Genomic DNA, 16,553 nt, shown 5'->3' on the forward strand with positions numbered 1-16,553 from the left:
CGCTCCACCGTCCTGCCGGCATCGTCGTCGTGGTCGCACCGGTCGAAGCCGCTGCGGCGCACCGTCCGACCGGCACGGCGCGACGCGCACCGGCCGCCGTCACAGCCGGATGTCGTGACCGACCGGTCCCGTCGTCCCCCTCGCCCGTGTCACACGCAGGAACTCCGCACGAGGCGTGTGACCGGCGGCGGACACGATGATCGTGTGGCTTCCCGGCCCGACCCCGTCCACGCGGTAACGGCCGCACCGTACGGGTCCGGCCGCGACCCGCTTTCCCCGTGCGTCGATCAAGGTGACCCAGCCGGAGCACCCCGCGGGGTGCTGCGCGCACCGTACGGTGCCGGTGACGCCGATGTCTCCGGACGCTCCCGGCCGGCACGTCCTGCCAGGCGAGGAGGGAGCCCGGCCGACGGCGTGCGGTGCCGTGACCGCCTGCTCCCGGCCGGTGTCCGCGGAGCCGGGGGTGACCGGGTCCGTCGCGGTGGCCGGGGAGGCCCACTGCTCCACCAGCACCCGGGTACGCCGCTCCATGGGCGATGCCTCTGTCGTTCCGCCCGGGTGGTCGTGCACGGCGAGCCCGCAGCGCTCCGCGTACCCGGCCAGAGCCTCGTCCAGTGCGGCCAGCTCGGCGAGGGCCGTGCGGACGCGGGACACCCTCGGACCGGGCGGCGCCGTCCGCAGTTCCGTCGCCAACTCCCGTACCAGCGCATCCACCCGCAGATAGCTCTCCGCGGACTCGCCGGTCGCCAGCGCGCGGTCCAGCGCACGCAGGGAACCGCTGAACACCTCGGTCACGGACGCGAGCAGCTCGGCCGGCCGGGGCGCCAGGTCGATGTCCACGTCCGCGGCGGCGGCGAGCGCCCGGGCGTGGCCGGCCGCCGTGCCGAGCAGCGCGGTGCGGTGTTCCGCGTCATGCCCCCGCAGCCCACGGGGCATCCGGACCAACGGGCGCGCCAGGCTCACGACCTCGAACAGCGCCGAGTCGACCGCGCGGGCGGAGCCGCGCAGCCGGACGGGAGCCTCGGGGTCGTTCCAGCGCCGGGCGAGCTCCGTCAGGAGGTCGCCGACCGCCGACACGTAGCCGCGCTCGGCCTCCCGGGTGATCCTCCGGCTGGACAGCGGGAAGATCAGGACCGCGCACGCGGTCGCGACGAGGATTCCGATCCCGTTGTCCAGGAGGCGCTCTCCGAGCAGGTGGTCCATGCCGTCGTAGGGCGTCGTCAGCCCGTACAACTGCACGAGCGCCACGACCAGTCCGACGACCCACAGGGCGTACGCACGCTGCATGCCCCAGGCGCCCAGGGTGAGACCGGCCACGATCACCGCGAGGGTGGCGTGCACGTGGTCGTCGCCGAGGAGATGGAGCAGCGCGATGCCCAGCACCGCGCCCACCACGGTGCCTGCCATGCGGTGGCCGAACTTGCGCAGTCGCTCGTGCGTGGTGTTCGTACCGAAGAGGGTGATCATCACGCCGACCAGGCCCCAGTAGAAGCGCTGGGGGTCGATGGCGTCGGTGAGGGGGCACACGATCGCGGCGGCGATTCCGGCGTGCAGCGGAGCGCGTACGTAGGGTATGGCGCGGCGCCAGCTCTTCTGCGTGCCCGCGGCGAGCACGCGCCGCGTCGCGGCGGCCGACCCCGCCGGACGGTCGCGTTCGAGCGCGACGGTCGGCCGGAAGGGGACCTGGTCCGGCGAGTCGGGTGCGTTCTGCCCCAGTGCGAGCCAGCGGGAGAGCGAGCCGGCCAGTGAGTCGAGGAGGCGGGCCACCCGGCGGGCGGGCTCGACGGCCCGCACCTGTGTGCCGGCGCTCGCGTCCGCGCGCAGGCGGTCGGCCTGCTGCCGGATGCGCTCGGCCGCGGGACGCAGCCCTTCGGCGCTGCCGATGGGCGTGTCCCGTGCGATGACGAGCCCGACGGCCAAGGCCTCCCGCAGGTACGGCGGCACGTCGAGCCGGGCCAGGTCCTGCACCGCCCGGCCGATGCCGCGCAGGGCCAGTTCCGCGTCGAAGAGGTGCCGGTGCAGCAACTCGGCGACGACGGGGTCGGCGGCGACCTCGGGCTGGGCGAGCCGGCCGTCGATGGTGACCGTGGTGACGTTGAGATGGTGCAGGGCACGCGTCATGCGGCGCACGGCCCGCTCCCGGTCGGCGTCGGGATCCAGCGCCTCGACCGCCGCGTCGGCCACCCTGCGGGCCTCGACGACGAACGCCCGCTGGGTGCGCAGCAGATCCTCGCGTGGCATCGGGTAGCAGAGCAGCAGGCGTGTGAGCAACACCGACACGGCGGACACCAGGGCGATCGCGAAGGCCTTGCCGGTCATGGCGGACGGGATGCCGGCCATCATGCCGACCATCAGGCCGTTGAAGAGCATCATGCCCGTGAGCAGGGCGAGTTGACCGAACCGGGCGAGGAGGAAGGTGAGCGCCAGGGCGACCACCATCAAGGTGATCTCCAGGCCGCGGTCGTCGTGCAGCTCGGCGGCCAGCCACAGGACGGCCGTGTACGGGAAGGGCATCCACAGGATGGCGCGCGTCAGCCGCTGCCAGGTGTTCTCGGCGACGGCGAAGGCGCTCATCAGCCCCATCATCCCGCCGACCATCATGCCGATCATGGCCGGTACGTCCAGCGCCCGCGCCATCGCCCAGCCCGCCGCCAGCGAGGTGACCATGGCGACCAGCGTCCGCCACCCGGCCTGGAGCTGCCCGAGTCCTGGATCCGCGGCCAGCACCCAGTCCCACCGACGTCTGCGCCCTCCGACGCGGTGCGGGACCAACGAGCCCGACGCGGAGACCGAGTGGCGGTTAACGGAGGACGGGAGTTCCGGCGCCGTGCGGGACGGCGCGGTACCTGGGCTGATCAACTGTGCTCCGAATCCATCGCGTTCAACAAGGTGGTGAGGGCGTCCCGGGCCGCACCGGCCGCGCGCTCGGTGTCGTCGACGCCCGCGTCCAGCCCCCGCAGGAGCGCGGTGGCCATGCGTCGGCGGCCCTGTTCGAGCAGATCCCGTCCGGCGGGGGTGAGGGACGCCTCGACCACCCGGCGGTCCGCGGCACGCCGTTCCCGCGTGGCGAGGCCCTGTTCCTCGAGGCTCTGCAGCACCACGGTCACGCGGGGCTGGGACGTGCCGGTGTACGCCGCGAGGGAGGTGACCCGGCGGGGCCCGTCCTCCAGGGCGTCGAGTACGGCGACCTGGCCGCGGCCGAGCCCGAATTCGCCGGCCCTGAAGAGGATCTGTGAGAGCCGTCCGATGCTTCGCAGCAGGCCCCGGGCCGCGCTCTCGACGCGCTGCTCATCCGTGGGGGCTGCCGGGGACGACGATTGATGCATATGGCAATTATATATATGTCAAGAGGTGACGGAACCACGAGCGGGCAAAATGCGCATTTGGTCCTGGGAGGCGTGGGTGAGGGTGAGCCGCCGCATGCGACGGGCCCGGCCCGCCGGTACGGCGGGCCGGGCCCGAGAAGCGAGGGGGCGTGCTGATCAGTGCGGGCCCGGAGCCCGCCCCGGTGCCATGAGCCTTCGTGTCGCGCGCACCAGTGCGTCGACTCCGGCCTCCGCCTTGGAGCGCGGGCATCCGGCATTGAGTCGCACGTACCCGGGTGCCCCGTAGGCGGCCCCGGGCATGATGGCCACCCTCTCGACGTCCACGAGCTCGCGCTGGAGGGCGTCGTCGTCGATCCCCAGGGGCCGCAGGTCGATCCAGGCGAGGTACCCCGCCTGCGGAGGCTCCCAGTCGAGCTGCGGCAGCTCCGCCCTCAGTCGGCCGGCGATCATCGCGAGGTTGCCCGCGAGGTAGTCGCGCAGGGCGTCCAGCCAGTCGGCCCCCTGTCGGTACGCGGCGATGTGGCCCACCAGCGACAGGACGGCCGGGGAGGAGAGCCCGTCCGCCTCCTTGAGCTGCCGGAGGTAGGCCTCGCGTGACGCGTCGTCGCCGATGATGCCGTAACTGCCCGTCAACGCAGGGATGTTGAACGATTTCGACGCCGATGTGATCACGGCCCACCGGCCCTCGCGGGCGTGCCTCACCCAGGGCCGGTGGACATACGGTGCGTGGACGAGGTCCGAGTGGATCTCGTCGCTGATCACCGCGACGCCGTGCCGTTCGCACAGCGCCGCCATCCGGTCGAGATCGCCGGCGGACCAGACCCTGCCCGTCGGATTGTGCGGGGAACAGAGCAGCAGTACGGCGGTGTCGGGCAGTGCCAGAAGCCGCTCCAGCTCGTCCCAGTCGTCGAGCGGACACCCCAGGAGCCGGCGCCCGTTGGCCGCCACCGTCTTGGGGAAGGCGTCGTACATCGGGGCATGGGCCACCACACCGTCACCCGGAGCCGACCAGAGCCGGAGCAGCTGCGAGAGCTGGTAGACGACGGAAGGCGCGTAGGCGACCGACTCCGGATCCACGGTTGTGGAGTGCCGGGTCGTGTACCAATGGACGATCGCGGAGAGGAAGTCCTCCTGTCGCCACCGTGAGTAGCCGAGCACGCCGTGGTCCAGGCGGCCCCGTAGTGCCGCCATGACCTGTGGGGCCGTCTCGAAGTCCATGTCGGAGATGGTGAACGGGAGCAGGTCCGGGACACCGAACCGGTCCTCGACGTAGTCCCACTGGGTGCACCAGGTGCCGTGCCTGTCGACCGGGGTTCCGAAGCCGTACGGGTCGAGGGTCCTGTCCTGCGGGGTGGGCGAGGTCATCGTCAGCCCACCGGGATCAGGGTGGAGACGGCGTCCTTCACGGACTGCACCTGGGGCCCGATGATGACCTGCACGTTGTGGTCGTCGAGCTTGATCACACCCACGGCGCCGAGCTTCTTCAGTCGCGCCTCGTCCACCTGTGCGGCGTCCTCGACGGTCATGCGCAGGCGGGTGATGCAGTTGTCCAGGGAGCGGATGTTCCCGGCTCCACCGATCGCGTCGAGGATCGCCACGGCGTCGTACTTCCCGGCCACCAGCTCTCGCGGGGCCCCGGGCACCTCGTCCGAGGCCTGCTCGCCGTCCTCGTCCACCTGCTCGGACTCCGATTCGCGGCCGGGGGTCTTCAGGTCGAAGCGCTTGATGGCCCAGCGGAACAGGAAGTAGTAGACGGCGAACCACACGGCCGCGATCACCGGCACCAGGTACCACTTGGTCGACGAACCCTGCAGCACGCCGAAGACCAGCCAGTCGATGACATTGCCGTCGGTGTTGCCGATGAAGACGCCGAGCACCGCGGCCGTGAGGAAGCCGAGCCCCACCAGGACCGCGTGGATGGCGTACAGCCACGGCGCGACGAACAGGAACAGGAACTCCAGCGGCTCCGTGATCCCGCCGACCACGCAGGCCACGACACCGGACACCAGCAGGGCCTTGATCTCGGGCCGCATCTTCCGGTTCGCGCAGTGGTACATCGCGAGCGCCGCACCCGGGAGCCCGCCCAGGTAGGCGGCCATCTTGCCCTGGGAGAGGAAGTGAGTGGCGTCGGTGACGGCCGAGCTCGGGGCACCGGCGCAGTCCAGGTGGGCGTAGAACATGTTCAGCGCACCGGAGACGTGCTCCCCGCACACCGCACCCGAACCGCCGACGTCGGTGAAGCGGAACATGGCGACGAGGATGTGGTGCAGGCCGATGGGGCGAAGCAGCACCTCGCCCATCCCGAAGAAGAACGGCCCGAAGACCCCCGTGTGCCCGATGCCGCGCCCCACCGCGGTGATCCAGCCGTTGAAGGCAGGCCACACCAGCGGGATGAGCAGCCCCAGGACGCTCATCACGAGCGCGGAGATGATCGGGACGAAGCGCAGACCGCCGAAGAAGGCCAGGGCGTCAGGCATGCGCTGGGTGCGAAAGCGCTGGTGGAGAAGGCTGACAACGATGCCAACGGCCACGGCTCCGAGGAGTCCCGTATCGATCGACTGCACGCCCAGCACGTCGGCTATGCCGTAGTGCTCGATGGCCTTCTCGTCCTCGAGATCGACCCCCCGGGCGGTGAGGTAGAAGTTCACCGCGAGATTCATGGCGGCGAATCCGACGAATCCTGAGAACGCCGCGACGCCCTTGTCCTCGCGTGCGAGCCCCAGCGGGATGGCCATGGCGAACAGGACGGGGAGGAAGGTGAAGGCCACCAGCCCGGTGTTGGCCATCCAGGTGAAGACGACGTGGAAGCCCTGGGCCTGGAGGAAGGGGAGGTTGTCGGTCACCGCCTCGCTGGAGAGCGAGGAGCCGATGCCCAGCATGATGCCGCAGAACGCGAGCAGGGCCACCGGGAGCATGAACGTCTTGCCGAGCCCCTGGAGGAATTCCCAGAGGGCGGCTTTGGTCTTCTGCATATGTACGAACTTTCGAGCATGGGGGGACGGGCCCGGCGCTCGGCGCGTGGACGCGGGATCCAGGGGCGGCCGAACGGCGGCGGTCGGGCGAGGAGGTCGGCCGTCCCCATGCGGCGCACCCCCGGTAACGCCGGGTGAGCAGCGCCAGGCAGGGCCGTTCCGCCGCACGGATCACATCACGGCAGGTCGGCGGCTGTCCATGGACCCGGGGCGCCGATCGACGTGGCCGGCTGGAGGTGGGCGCCCGGCGTGGCAGCCCGTTCACGGAAAGTGGCGCACGTCACTCGTCCGCGTCGCCGTGCGGTGTTTGACGTGGCGACTCCGGGTAAGGGGCCCTGTGATCGCCGGATCCGACAATCCGGTGGATAGTGTGCAAGAGCTACCGAATGAGGAGGTTCGATGTCCTCGAAGCGACGTCGCAAGAAGAAGGCCCGCCGCAAGAACGGCGCGAACCACGGCAGCCGTCCCCAGACCTGAGGGCGGGCCGGTACGTTCGGGGGGTGGCACATGTGCCACCCCCCGAACGCGTTCCCGTGGAACTGGGCCGGGGACCCCCGGGTGCGGGAGGCGTCAGGCGGTGGTCACGCTCCCGTCGGCCCGCTCGTCCGACCCTCCTGTGAACGCCCGGCGGCCGTACCTGAGGAACTCCCGTGCGGCCGGACTGCGGTCGGGTTTCCAGACCAGGGACAGCAGGGCCGGTGAAGTGGCGTCGTCGATGGTGCGGGCGGTCAGCCGGCCGCCATGAGGCGCGGCCATCGAGGCGCTCAGCACGGCGACCGCGAGCCCACGTGCGGCGAGACCGGCGATGGCGTCCGCAGCACTCGCCTCCAGTGCGATCACCGGCCGCAGACCCTGGGCCGCGCACGCCTCGTCGAACACCGTCCGCAGACCCGTGCCGGGAGGCATGCACACGACGGGGTGGGCGCTGACGTCGCGCAGGGTGACGCTGCTCCGCTTCGCCAGCGGGTGGTCGGCCGGGACGGCCGCCACGATCCGCTCGCTGACGATCGTCATCGAGTCCAGCCCCTCGTGCTCCGCCCTCGCGCTTCCGACGAGTGCCAGGTCGAGCGTGTGGGAGCGCACCCCGTCGACGAGGCGGTCGGAGGTGTCCTCCAGCAGGCGGACCTCCACACCGGGGTGAGCCCGGTGAAACGCGGCGAGCGCGTCGAAGAGCGGGGTGATGGTGCAGCCGGTCACCATCCCGACGGTCAGCCGGCCGCGGATCAGACCGGTCACGTCCCCGACCGCCTGGCTGACCGATCCGGCGGCGGACAAGGCGGCGCGGGCATGTCCGAGGGCGGCCTGTCCCGCGGCGGTGAGGGTGGCGGCGCGCGCCGACCGGTCGAACAGTTCCGCGCCCAGCTCCCGCTCCAACTGCCGGATCTGGGCGCTGACACCCGACTGGCTGATGTGAACCCGTCCGGCGGCCCGCGTGAAGCTGCGTTCCTCGGCGACCGCGACGAAGTACTCCAGCTGCCTCAGATCCATAAGCATGGATTCTAGCTTCCAGTAGATCCAGCTGTTGGACTTCTGGAGTGAGGGCCACCAGGCTGGAAGTCCGGGAAGAACGACGTCAGGAGAGACCCGTGCAGGAGTACGAGAAGGCTGTGAGTCCCGAGGACATCACCCGTCTGTTCGTCGAGCGGTCCAACGCCGGCGACGCCGACGGGGTCGCGGCGCTATACGAGAAGGACGCGGTGCTGGCCTACCCTCCGGGGTCGCGGACCGTGGGCCGGGACGCGATCCGCGACCTGTGGGCCCAAGTGCTCAGCGGACGGCCCCACTTCGAGCCCGAGGAGCCGCTGCCGACTCTGATCAGCGGCGACATCGCCCTGACTTCGACGCCGCCCCGGGACGGCGCGGGAGCCCGCGCGCAGGTCGTCCGGCGCCAGCCGGACGGAAGCTGGCTACGGCTGCTCGACCAGCCGGAGTTCGTCACTCCCTAGCCGCCGACCCCCGCCGCTGCGGCACCGGAATGGTCGTCGGGTCCGCGGGGTACCGCGGGCGGTGGTGGCCACCGGCGTCCCCCTGGGCCCGGAGCCCGGGTCCCTCCGTGCGGCGACGAGTCGGCTCGACCGCCCTTCTCGCGCGCTCACCGTGCTCCCGTCCGCTGCCGCATGACGATGCCGGGAGCCAGGAAGCGCCGGAGGAGGCGTGGTCAGGTGAGCAGCTGGTTGTGGTGGGAGGCCCGGCGGGCGGCGGTCAGCAGGGCGTGGATCTGAGGGCCCGCCTGGTCGAGTCGGACGATCGGCTTCGCGAACGGGAGGCGCACGTCGCGGTGGGTCCCGGGGTATTCGAGGCGCAGGGTGATGCCGTAGCGGTCCATCCCCAGGGGGAGGACGCGGGTGACGCCTTTCTCCGGCTGCGGCTGCATCAGGCGTACGAGCAGCGGCACCAGTTCGCCGTGCTCGTCCACCAGGTGGGTCAGCATCCCCGCCTCACCGGTGGCGAGGGGGTCGGGGTCCGTCTCCTGCAGCGCGTCCAGGGTGACGAACGCCCGGCCCCGGTGGTCCTCGTAGACCGCCTGGCCGAACTCCATGCAGGTGCTCTCGGCGGACTCCGTGTCGTACGGCGCCGACAGCAGGCCGGTCACGGTGACGCGGGCCCGCATCCTGTCCCGCACCGGTGTGGGCGCGATATCGGTGAACTCCAGCCTCACGGGCACGCGTGGCCCCGTCGGCTCGGAGCCAGGCTCGGAGGGTTCGTGCAGGTGGATGTGCCCCATCGCGGCCGTACCGTCGAGGCGGTGCACCTCGACGGGCTCGTGCCCGTCGCTCACCACGGTCATCGAGTGGGCCGCGGTGAGGATGGACAGCACGCGTTCGGCGGGGGTGGGCTGGGTGACGCGGGAGGTGAACGGACGCATCCAACTTCTCCAGGAGAGCAGGCGGGGGAGGCCTCACGAGAAAGCCTCATCGGCTACTTAGGTATGCCTAACCTAACCCATGAGTGGGTGATCGGGTAGCGCGGGGGCCCGCCCGATCTGTGTTCGAGGCCGGCTCCGTGGGGGAGCCGGACCCGTGTCGCCCCGCCGGTTCCTGGTGCGTGGCCGCCGGGTCCCGCTACCGCTCCCGTCCCGGCGCCGGATCACCCGTGCGTGGTCGGCCGACGGGGGCGTAGTGGCTCGCCAGTGCGTGGAACGCCTCCTTCGGCTCCCAGGGCAGACCGGCCCAGGTGCGCGAGCGCGAAGGGTCGGCGCCGCTCTCGTCGAGTAGCTTGACGATGCTGTAGGAGGCCATGTCGAGGTCGGGGCCGCCGTTCGGCCGATGCGGGCTCCGCCCGTCGAGAAAGCTGAACCAGAAGACCGAGTCGACGCCCTCCTCGGTCAGGACGGGCATGATCTCCTCGATGTACCGGACCTGCTCGCCCTCGTCGCGCACCAGGTCCGGCCGGAGGGTGACCCCGTCCGGTTCCATGGCCACGTGCCAGCCGGCCCCGCCGTAGTCCCCTGCTCCCCGGAAGGTGCAGCAGCCCACTTCGAGTACGGCTACCGGCTTTCCGTGGGTGAACTCCTTGCGCAGGTCGTCACGGTAGGTGGCGGCGTTGCGCAAGCTGCGGAACGCGTCGAGGCCGACGATGTCGAACGGGGTCCAGTCGACTCCGTCCAGGGGGCTGGAGGCGTAGGTGACGGGTCCCTGGAACACGGGCCGCACGGCGCCGACGACCGTGGCGAGGAAGGAGTTCACGCGCTCAGGAACGCCGGGGAGGGCCGATTCGCGGTCGGGTCCGGCGAGGACCCGCGTCCGGTCGGCGAAGGTGTCACCGGGCAGGTATCCCCGGGCGAACATGCTCAGTTCGCAGCCCGTGACGAGTACGACTTCCGCTCCCTCGCGCCGCAGGTGCTCGGCCCGCTCGGCGCAGTCGGTGAAGTACGGCAGCATCTGCTCGTCCGTCATCTCGCAGGGGAACGGCGAGTACCAGACCCGTAGTCCCGCAGCGGCGGCCAGGCGGGCCGCCGTGTCGATCCGCCCGGGATCGTCGCCGATGATCCGGACCGCGTTGCAGTGGAGATCTCCGGCGATGATCCCCATCTCCCGCTCAACGGCGCCGGGATCGAAGGAGGGCCGGGTCTGCCGGCCGAGGAAGTGCAGGCCGGTGTCGTAGTGGATGCCCTTGTCGCGCATACAGGCGCCCCCATTTAAGAGTCGCTTTGTATCTTGAATGGAGACTCTAAGATACACGGCGTGTCCGAAGAACCCGTACGCAGGCGCCGCCGGGGTGCCGTGCTGGAACAGGCGCTCCTCGATGCCGCCTGGGACGAACTGGTGGAACTCGGTTATGAGCGGCTGACCTACGAGGCCGTCGCCGTGCGTGCGGGTACCAGTCGCGCCGTCCTCTACCGCCGTTGGCCGGCCAAGCGGGAACTCGTTCTCGCCGCGGCGCGCCGGAAGGCGCCGCCCGTTCCCGGGGAGCCGCCCGACACGGGTGATCTGCGTGGTGACGTACTGGCTCTGCTGGGCTTCATCGTGCGACGGATGGCCGATCTGGCCCCCGTGCGCAGCGTGCTGGCCGCGGAGGAAGGTCAGAGCACCGACCTTTCCGTCTATCTGGCTTCCCGCAATCGCGGCCCCGGTGCGGACGCGATGCGTACGGTCCTCGCCCGAGCGGTCCGGCGTGGGGAGGTCGACCCTGCCCTGCCGCTCCCGGATCGCCTGGTCTCGCTCCCTGTGGTGCAGGTCCTCCATGAGCTCCTGATGGCTCATCACACCCCTTCCGAGGGTGACTTGGAAGAGATCGTGGACCTGTTGTTCCTCCCCCTCGTCATGAGGACCGACGCCGGGCTCAGCTGACGGCCCGCCATGACGGCGGTGGCACCGTTCCCGTCCGGGCGGTGTGAGCGCGTGCGAGGCGGGCCGTCCGCGCGCGGAACCGCACGGGCGTCCGGTGTGCGGGCGGTGCCGGTGTGAGAACCGTTGACAAATGTGTGACGCGCTAGAAACCTGTCACCTCGACACCGCAAAATATTGACCGGATCACTCAAAATTCCAAGCAATGAGCGCGAGTTGCTGGCAGGCGACCGGTTCCCCGTCTCCTGCCGGTGTCCTGGACAGCCCCGTCGGTGTACCGGCAGCCCGCACCTGCCCGTAGCCCATCGCCCGGCGTCGCACCTGCCGCGCGCTGACGGCTGCGCGTCGTCGTGCCCTCCCGGCCCGCCGCCTCACGGAACAAGAGGACAGCATGAGATGGAAGAGACTCGGCCTGCGGTTCGTCACCGGCGCGGTGACCGCCGCGCTGATGACCGTCGGGCTCCTGCCCGTCACCGCTTCGGCGGCGGTTCAGGGGCCTGACCTGGCCCGGGGCAAGCCGGTCACGACGAGCGGGGCGCACGGCGCCTACCCGGCGTCCAACATCACCGACGGCAGTCAGCAGACGTACTGGGAGAGCCCGGGCACCTTCCCGCAGTGGGTCAGGATCGACCTCGGCGCGCCTCTGGACGTCGACAGGGTGGTCCTGGGCCTGCCGTCGACGTGGGAGGCGCGCACCCAGACCCTCGCCGTCCAGGGCGGGACGGACGGCAGCACCTTCAGCACGCTGTCGGCCTCCGCCGGCCGGGTGTTCAGCCCCGCCACGGGAAACACGGTCACCATCGACTTCGCCTCCAAGGAGGTGAGGTACATCCGCGTGCAGGTGACCGCCAACACCGGCTGGAACGCCGCGCAGCTCTCCCAGGTTGAGGTGTACGGCGAGGACGACCCTGGCCCGACGCCCGTGGAAGGCTCCAACCTCGCGCTCGACAAGCCGATCGAGGCTTCCTCCTACGCACAGACCTACGTCGCGGCCAATGCGAACGACGGTGAGACCGGCACGTACTGGGAGTCGAACGGTCATCCCTCGACGCTGACGGTGAAGCTCGGAGCCGACGCCGACGTCGAGGCCGTCGTGGTGAAGCTCTCGCCCGACCAGGCGTGGTCCACCCGCACCCAGGGCATCGAGGTGCTGGGACGCGCGCAGGCCGCGACCGGCTTCACCTCGGTCAAGGCGCGGGCCGACCACGTCTTCAGCCCGTCGGGGAACCAGAACACAGTGACCATCCCGGTCAGCGGGCGGTACGCGGACGTGCAGCTCAGGTTCTCCTCCAACACCGGTGCGCCCGGGGCGCAGGTCGCCGAACTCCAGGTGGTCGGAACCGCCGCACCCAACCCGGATCTGATCGTCTCCGACCTGACGTGGTCCCCCGCGTCCCCGTCGGAGAAGGACGACATCACCGTGAACGCCACCGTGCGCAACGCGGGCACGTCCGCGTCGGCGGCGACCGCCGTCGAGGTCAGCCTGGAGGGTGCCGTCGCCGGCAGCGCGTCGGTGGGTGCGCTGGCCCCGGGAGCCTCGGCCACGGTGGCCGTCGCCGTGGGCAAGCGTCCGCAGGGCAGCTACGGCGTCTCGGCTGTGGTCGACCCGACCGACACGGTCGTCGAGCAGGACAACAGCAACAACAGCCGCACCACCGCGTCGAAGCTCGTGGTCGCCCAGAGTCCCGGCCCCGACCTGCAGGTGCTGGGGATCTCCTCCAGCCCGGCCAACCCCGCCGTCGGCGCGGCAGTCACCTTCTCGGTATCCGTCCACAACCGCGGTACGACCGCGGCGACCGCGTCCTCGGTCACCCGGCTCCAGGTGGAGAACACGACCCTGAACGGCACGACCGGTGCCGTACCGGCGGGCGGCACCGTCACGGTGCCCATCACGGGGAGCTGGACCGCGAAGAGCGGCGGGGCCAACCTGACGGCCACCGCGGACGCCACGAGCACCGTCGCCGAGATCAACGAGAGCAACAACGTCTACTCACGGGCCATCGTGGTCGGCCGTGGTGCCGCGGTGCCCTACACCGAGTACGAGGCGGAACAGGGCACGTACAGAGGCACCTTGCTCAAGTCCGACAAGGAACGCACCTTCGGCCACACCAACTTCGCCACGGAGTCGTCGGGCCGTGAGTCCGTACGGCTGAACGCCACCGGAGAGTACGTCGAGATCACCTCGACCGTGCCGTCCAACTCGATCGTCGTCCGCAACTCGATCCCCGACGCGTCCGGAGGCGGCGGGGCGGAGGCCACGATCAGCCTCTACGCGGACAACACCTTCGTCCGGAAACTGACCCTCTCCTCCAAGCACAGCTGGCTCTACGGCGACACCGACAGCCCCGAAGGCCTCACCAACCAGCCTGGAGCGGACGCCCGGAGACTCTTCGACGAGTCCAACGCCCTGCTCACCCGCACCTACCCGGCGGGGACGAAGTTCCGGCTCCAGCGCGACGCGGGCGACTCGGCAGCCTTCTACATCATCGACCTGGTCGACCTGGAGCAGGTCGCCCCCGCCACGGCCCAGCCGTCCGGCTGCACCTCGGTCACCGCCTACGGGGCCGTCCCGAACGACGGCATCGACGACACCGACGCCATCCAGCGCGCGGTGACCGCCGACCAGAACGGTGACATCGGCTGCGTCTGGATCCCGCCGGGCCAGTGGCGGCAGGAGCAGAAGATCCTGACCGACGATCCCCTGAACCGGGGGCAGTTCAACCAGGTCGGCATCAGGGACGTCACCATCCGCGGTGCGGGCATGTGGCACTCCCAGCTGTACACGCTGACCCCGCCGCAGAACGCCGGAGGCATCAACCACCCCCACGAGGGGAACTTCGGCTTCGACATCGACGACAACACCAAGATCTCCGACCTCGCGATCTTCGGTTCCGGAACCATCCGCGGCGGCGACGGGAATGCCGAGGGAGGTGTCGGACTGAACGGCCGCTTCGGCGAGGGGACCGCGATCACCAACGTGTGGCTGGAGCACGCCAACGTAGGTGTCTGGGTCGGACGCGACTACGACAACATCCCGGACCTCTGGGGCCCGGGGGACGGAGTCGAGTTCACCGGCATGCGGATCCGCAACACCTACGCCGACGGAATCAACTTCGCGAACGGCACGAGGAACTCCACGGTGTTCAACTCATCCCTCAGGAACACCGGGGACGACGCGCTGGCCGTGTGGTCGAGCAAGTACGTGAAGAACCCGTCCGTGGACGTCGGACACGACAACCACTTCCGCAACAACACCATCCAACTGCCCTGGCGCGCCAACGGGGTCGCGATCTACGGCGGTTACGGCAACACGATCGAGAACAACATCATCTCCGACACCATGAACTACCCCGGCATCATGCTGGCGACGGACCACGACCCCCTGCCCTTCTCGGGGCAGACGCTGATCGCCAACAACGCACTCCACCGCACGGGCGGCGCCTTCTGGGGCGAGGCCCAGGAGTTCGGCGCGATCACCCTCTTCGCCGCCGGCCAGGACATCCCCGGAGTCACGATCCGTGACACCGACATCCGCGACTCCACCTACGACGGCATCCAGTTCAAGTCCGGTGGCGGCTCCGTACCCGGAGCACGGATCTCGGGTGTCACCATCGACAACTCCGTCAACGGGGCCGGGATCCTGGCCCACGGAGGAGCGCGCGGCAGCGCGACGCTCACCGACGTCACCATCACCGGCTCGGCCGACGGTGACGTGGTGGTCGAACCGGGCTCGCAGTTCGTCATCAACGGCAGCCCGTCGAAGGCGAGTGCCCGGCGGTAGTCCGGTCACCGGCCGGACATGACCCGGCCCCGGTGGCCCCGCTCCACGGCGGGTCCACCGGGGCCGTTCCGCGCGTCCGCGCGGGACCATGCCCAAGTCGGCGCGTGGCGGCGGCGGGGCCGACATAATCCGTCCATGATTCCCACCGCCCGGCAGCTCGTCCTCGCCACTCTGGACCGCCAGCTCCTGCTCGAGAGGGCCCACTTGGGTGTGGCCGATGCGGTCAGGCGGGTCTGCGCGATTCAGGCGCAGTCACCCGCGTCGCCCTACCTCGCCCTCTGGAACCGTGTGCGGGACTTCGACCCGGCGGACCTCGACGCCGCGTTCGCCGAGCGGCGCGTCGTGAAGGCGACGCTGATGAGAATCACCCTGCACGTGGTCCACGCCGACGACTACGCGCCCTTCCATGCGGCGATGGCGAGCCGCCTCAGGGACTCGCGACTGTTCGACCGCCGGTTCACCTCGACCGGACTGGACCCGGCCGAAGTCGACGCCGTACTGCCGGAGCTGGCCGAGTTCCTCGCGGCGCCGCACACCGGTCCGGAGGTGGAGGGCGAGGTGACGCGTCGCTTCGGAGAGCACGCGCACCGCGTCTGGTGGGCGCTACGGACCTACGCGCCCCTGCACCACACCCCCCTCGGAGGCCCGTGGGCGTTCCGGCTCCCGAACACCTATCTCGCCGCCCCGCGTACCGCGGCACCTTCGCATCCGGACGCCGCGGCCGGGGTGCGGCGACTGCTCCTCACGTATCTGCGGGCCTTCGGGCCCGCCTCCGCACAGGACTTCGCGCGGTTCACGCTGCTCACGCGCTCGGCGACCGACCAGGCGTTGCGCGAACTGGGCGACCAGGTCGTACGGGTGGCCGGGACCGGGCGCGGCGCCCTGCTGGACCTCGAAGGCGGCACCGTACCCGCACCGGACACACCGGCCCCGCCGAGGCTTCTGCCCATGTGGGACAGCACGCTGCTCGCCCACGCCGTCCCCGGCCGGATCATGCCCCCGGAGTACCGCCCGCTCGTCGTGCGCCGGAACGGGGACGTCCTTCCCTGCCTGCTGGTGGGCGGCCAGGTGGCGGGTGTCTGGCGGGCGATCGACGGCGGAATCGAGATGACCGCCTTCCGCGCGCTGGACGGAGTCGCCTGGCGGGGCCTGACCGAGGAGGCGCAGAGCTTGTCGGTGCTGCTCCGTGACCGCGATCCAGCGGTGTACCGGCGTTACGGGCACTGGTGGGACAAGGGTCTTCCCACGGTCGGGAACACCAGGTTCGTCAAGGGCTGACCCCGCACATCGACGCCCCGGGTGACTGCGCGAAGGCCGCGTCGCCCAGCGGCGAGCAGATGGTTGAAGGACGTCGTTCCGGTGCGCGCAGTGGTCGCTGGGTCCGCGCTCTCCCGCACGAGAAGTCCGTACTTGCATTCGGTTTCGAGAGATGCGAGAAATGATGGAAAGGCGGACATATTGGACCCTTGTGGGGGTGGCCGCCGCCAACGACGTGAGGTGACCTTTCATGGGCAAGATGACTTCCGCGATCAACCGGGTACGCGGGCGGATCATGGAAGCCGACGGCAAGGTCCTGCAGAACCGGCAGCTCAGGGACGAGGGCCGCCGCCTGCAGGAGAAGGGCAACGACAGGCGCTGAAGCCTCGTCGTGACCGGCCGGCCCCGGGGCCGGCCGGTCACGACGTCG

General features: G+C 70.5%; 13 protein-coding genes. 6 read left to right on the forward strand and 7 right to left on the reverse strand.

Annotation, left to right across the window (positions count from 1 at the left end):
• Nucleotides 1-99: 99 nt before the first annotated feature.
• The 4 genes from ACGFNN_RS05785 to malX all read right to left on the reverse strand — a co-directional run bounded on the left by ACGFNN_RS05785 (nucleotide 100) and on the right by malX (nucleotide 6,298).
• The gene (locus tag ACGFNN_RS05785; RefSeq protein WP_393553318.1) at nucleotides 100-2,727 is read right to left on the reverse strand and encodes an FUSC family protein; all 2,628 of its coding nucleotides are present in this window, start codon (nucleotides 2,725-2,727) and stop codon (nucleotides 100-102) included.
• A gap of 128 nt (nucleotides 2,728-2,855) precedes the next feature.
• Nucleotides 2,856-3,326 carry a MarR family winged helix-turn-helix transcriptional regulator gene (locus ACGFNN_RS05790; protein ID WP_393553320.1) on the reverse strand — a complete coding sequence of 157 codons (471 nt, stop codon included), beginning with the start codon at nucleotides 3,324-3,326 and terminating at the stop codon, nucleotides 2,856-2,858.
• A gap of 156 nt (nucleotides 3,327-3,482) precedes the next feature.
• Nucleotides 3,483-4,691, reverse strand: coding sequence for a MalY/PatB family protein (locus tag ACGFNN_RS05795; protein WP_393553322.1), 1,209 nt, complete (start codon nucleotides 4,689-4,691; stop codon nucleotides 3,483-3,485).
• 2 nt (nucleotides 4,692-4,693) lie between these two features.
• The gene (gene malX / locus ACGFNN_RS05800; protein ID WP_393553324.1) at nucleotides 4,694-6,298 is read right to left on the reverse strand and encodes a maltose/glucose-specific PTS transporter subunit IIBC; all 1,605 of its coding nucleotides are present in this window, start codon (nucleotides 6,296-6,298) and stop codon (nucleotides 4,694-4,696) included.
• Nucleotides 6,299-6,697: 399 nt separating this feature from the next.
• On the opposite strand from malX, the gene ACGFNN_RS05805 reads away from it, so the two are divergent.
• Nucleotides 6,698-6,775, forward strand: a complete 78-nt coding sequence (locus tag ACGFNN_RS05805) for a 50S ribosomal protein bL37 (RefSeq protein ID WP_371604899.1) — start codon at nucleotides 6,698-6,700, stop codon at nucleotides 6,773-6,775.
• A 93-nt stretch (nucleotides 6,776-6,868) separates the two neighbouring features.
• Here ACGFNN_RS05805 and ACGFNN_RS05810 read toward each other — a convergent pair whose 3' ends face one another.
• Nucleotides 6,869-7,786, reverse strand: a complete 918-nt coding sequence (locus tag ACGFNN_RS05810; RefSeq protein ID WP_393553326.1) for a LysR family transcriptional regulator — start codon at nucleotides 7,784-7,786, stop codon at nucleotides 6,869-6,871.
• Nucleotides 7,787-7,884: 98 nt separating this feature from the next.
• Here ACGFNN_RS05810 and ACGFNN_RS05815 point away from each other — a divergent pair, with 98 nt between their 5' ends.
• Nucleotides 7,885-8,244, forward strand: a complete 360-nt coding sequence (locus ACGFNN_RS05815) for a YybH family protein (RefSeq protein WP_393553328.1) — start codon at nucleotides 7,885-7,887, stop codon at nucleotides 8,242-8,244.
• A gap of 212 nt (nucleotides 8,245-8,456) precedes the next feature.
• Here ACGFNN_RS05815 and ACGFNN_RS05820 read toward each other — a convergent pair whose 3' ends face one another.
• The gene (locus ACGFNN_RS05820) at nucleotides 8,457-9,164 is read right to left on the reverse strand and encodes a DUF2470 domain-containing protein (RefSeq protein ID WP_393553330.1); all 708 of its coding nucleotides are present in this window, start codon (nucleotides 9,162-9,164) and stop codon (nucleotides 8,457-8,459) included.
• Between the two features lie 196 nt (nucleotides 9,165-9,360).
• On the reverse strand, nucleotides 9,361-10,422 hold the full coding sequence (locus ACGFNN_RS05825) for a hypothetical protein (RefSeq protein WP_393553332.1): 1,062 nt from the start codon (nucleotides 10,420-10,422) through the stop codon (nucleotides 9,361-9,363).
• A 60-nt stretch (nucleotides 10,423-10,482) separates the two neighbouring features.
• Here ACGFNN_RS05825 and ACGFNN_RS05830 point away from each other — a divergent pair, with 60 nt between their 5' ends.
• From ACGFNN_RS05830 to ACGFNN_RS05845, 4 genes are all read left to right on the forward strand, one after another.
• Nucleotides 10,483-11,088, forward strand: coding sequence for a TetR/AcrR family transcriptional regulator (locus ACGFNN_RS05830; RefSeq protein WP_393553334.1), 606 nt, complete (start codon nucleotides 10,483-10,485; stop codon nucleotides 11,086-11,088).
• A gap of 388 nt (nucleotides 11,089-11,476) precedes the next feature.
• Entirely contained in the window at nucleotides 11,477-14,866 is a 3,390-nt protein-coding gene (locus ACGFNN_RS05835; RefSeq protein WP_393553336.1) for a CARDB domain-containing protein, read from the forward strand.
• Between the two features lie 135 nt (nucleotides 14,867-15,001).
• The gene (locus ACGFNN_RS05840; RefSeq protein WP_393553337.1) at nucleotides 15,002-16,144 is read left to right on the forward strand and encodes a winged helix DNA-binding domain-containing protein; all 1,143 of its coding nucleotides are present in this window, start codon (nucleotides 15,002-15,004) and stop codon (nucleotides 16,142-16,144) included.
• A 229-nt stretch (nucleotides 16,145-16,373) separates the two neighbouring features.
• Entirely contained in the window at nucleotides 16,374-16,505 is a 132-nt protein-coding gene (locus ACGFNN_RS05845; protein WP_362550945.1) for a hypothetical protein, read from the forward strand.
• Nucleotides 16,506-16,553: the final 48 nt, after the last annotated feature.

The sequence above is a fragment of the Streptomyces sp. NPDC048590 genome, from assembly GCF_043199535.1.
Classification (GTDB): domain Bacteria; phylum Actinomycetota; class Actinomycetes; order Streptomycetales; family Streptomycetaceae; genus Streptomyces.

What these genes read in the sequence shown, in the direction of transcription:
- ACGFNN_RS05790 (WP_393553320.1), bottom strand. Translation starts at nt 3,326, where the DNA reads ATGCATCAATCGTCGTCCCCGGCAGCCCCCACGGATGAGCAGCGCGTC.
- ACGFNN_RS05795 (WP_393553322.1), bottom strand. Translation starts at nt 4,691, where the DNA reads ATGACCTCGCCCACCCCGCAGGACAGGACCCTCGACCCGTACGGCTTC.
- malX (WP_393553324.1), bottom strand. Translation starts at nt 6,298, where the DNA reads ATGCAGAAGACCAAAGCCGCCCTCTGGGAATTCCTCCAGGGGCTCGGC.
- ACGFNN_RS05805 (WP_371604899.1), top strand. Translation starts at nt 6,698, where the DNA reads ATGTCCTCGAAGCGACGTCGCAAGAAGAAGGCCCGCCGCAAGAACGGC.
- ACGFNN_RS05810 (WP_393553326.1), bottom strand. Translation starts at nt 7,786, where the DNA reads ATGGATCTGAGGCAGCTGGAGTACTTCGTCGCGGTCGCCGAGGAACGC.
- ACGFNN_RS05820 (WP_393553330.1), bottom strand. Translation starts at nt 9,164, where the DNA reads ATGCGTCCGTTCACCTCCCGCGTCACCCAGCCCACCCCCGCCGAACGC.
- ACGFNN_RS05825 (WP_393553332.1), bottom strand. Translation starts at nt 10,422, where the DNA reads ATGCGCGACAAGGGCATCCACTACGACACCGGCCTGCACTTCCTCGGC.
- ACGFNN_RS05835 (WP_393553336.1), top strand. Translation starts at nt 11,477, where the DNA reads ATGAGATGGAAGAGACTCGGCCTGCGGTTCGTCACCGGCGCGGTGACC.
- ACGFNN_RS05840 (WP_393553337.1), top strand. Translation starts at nt 15,002, where the DNA reads ATGATTCCCACCGCCCGGCAGCTCGTCCTCGCCACTCTGGACCGCCAG.
- ACGFNN_RS05845 (WP_362550945.1), top strand. Translation starts at nt 16,374, where the DNA reads ATGGGCAAGATGACTTCCGCGATCAACCGGGTACGCGGGCGGATCATG.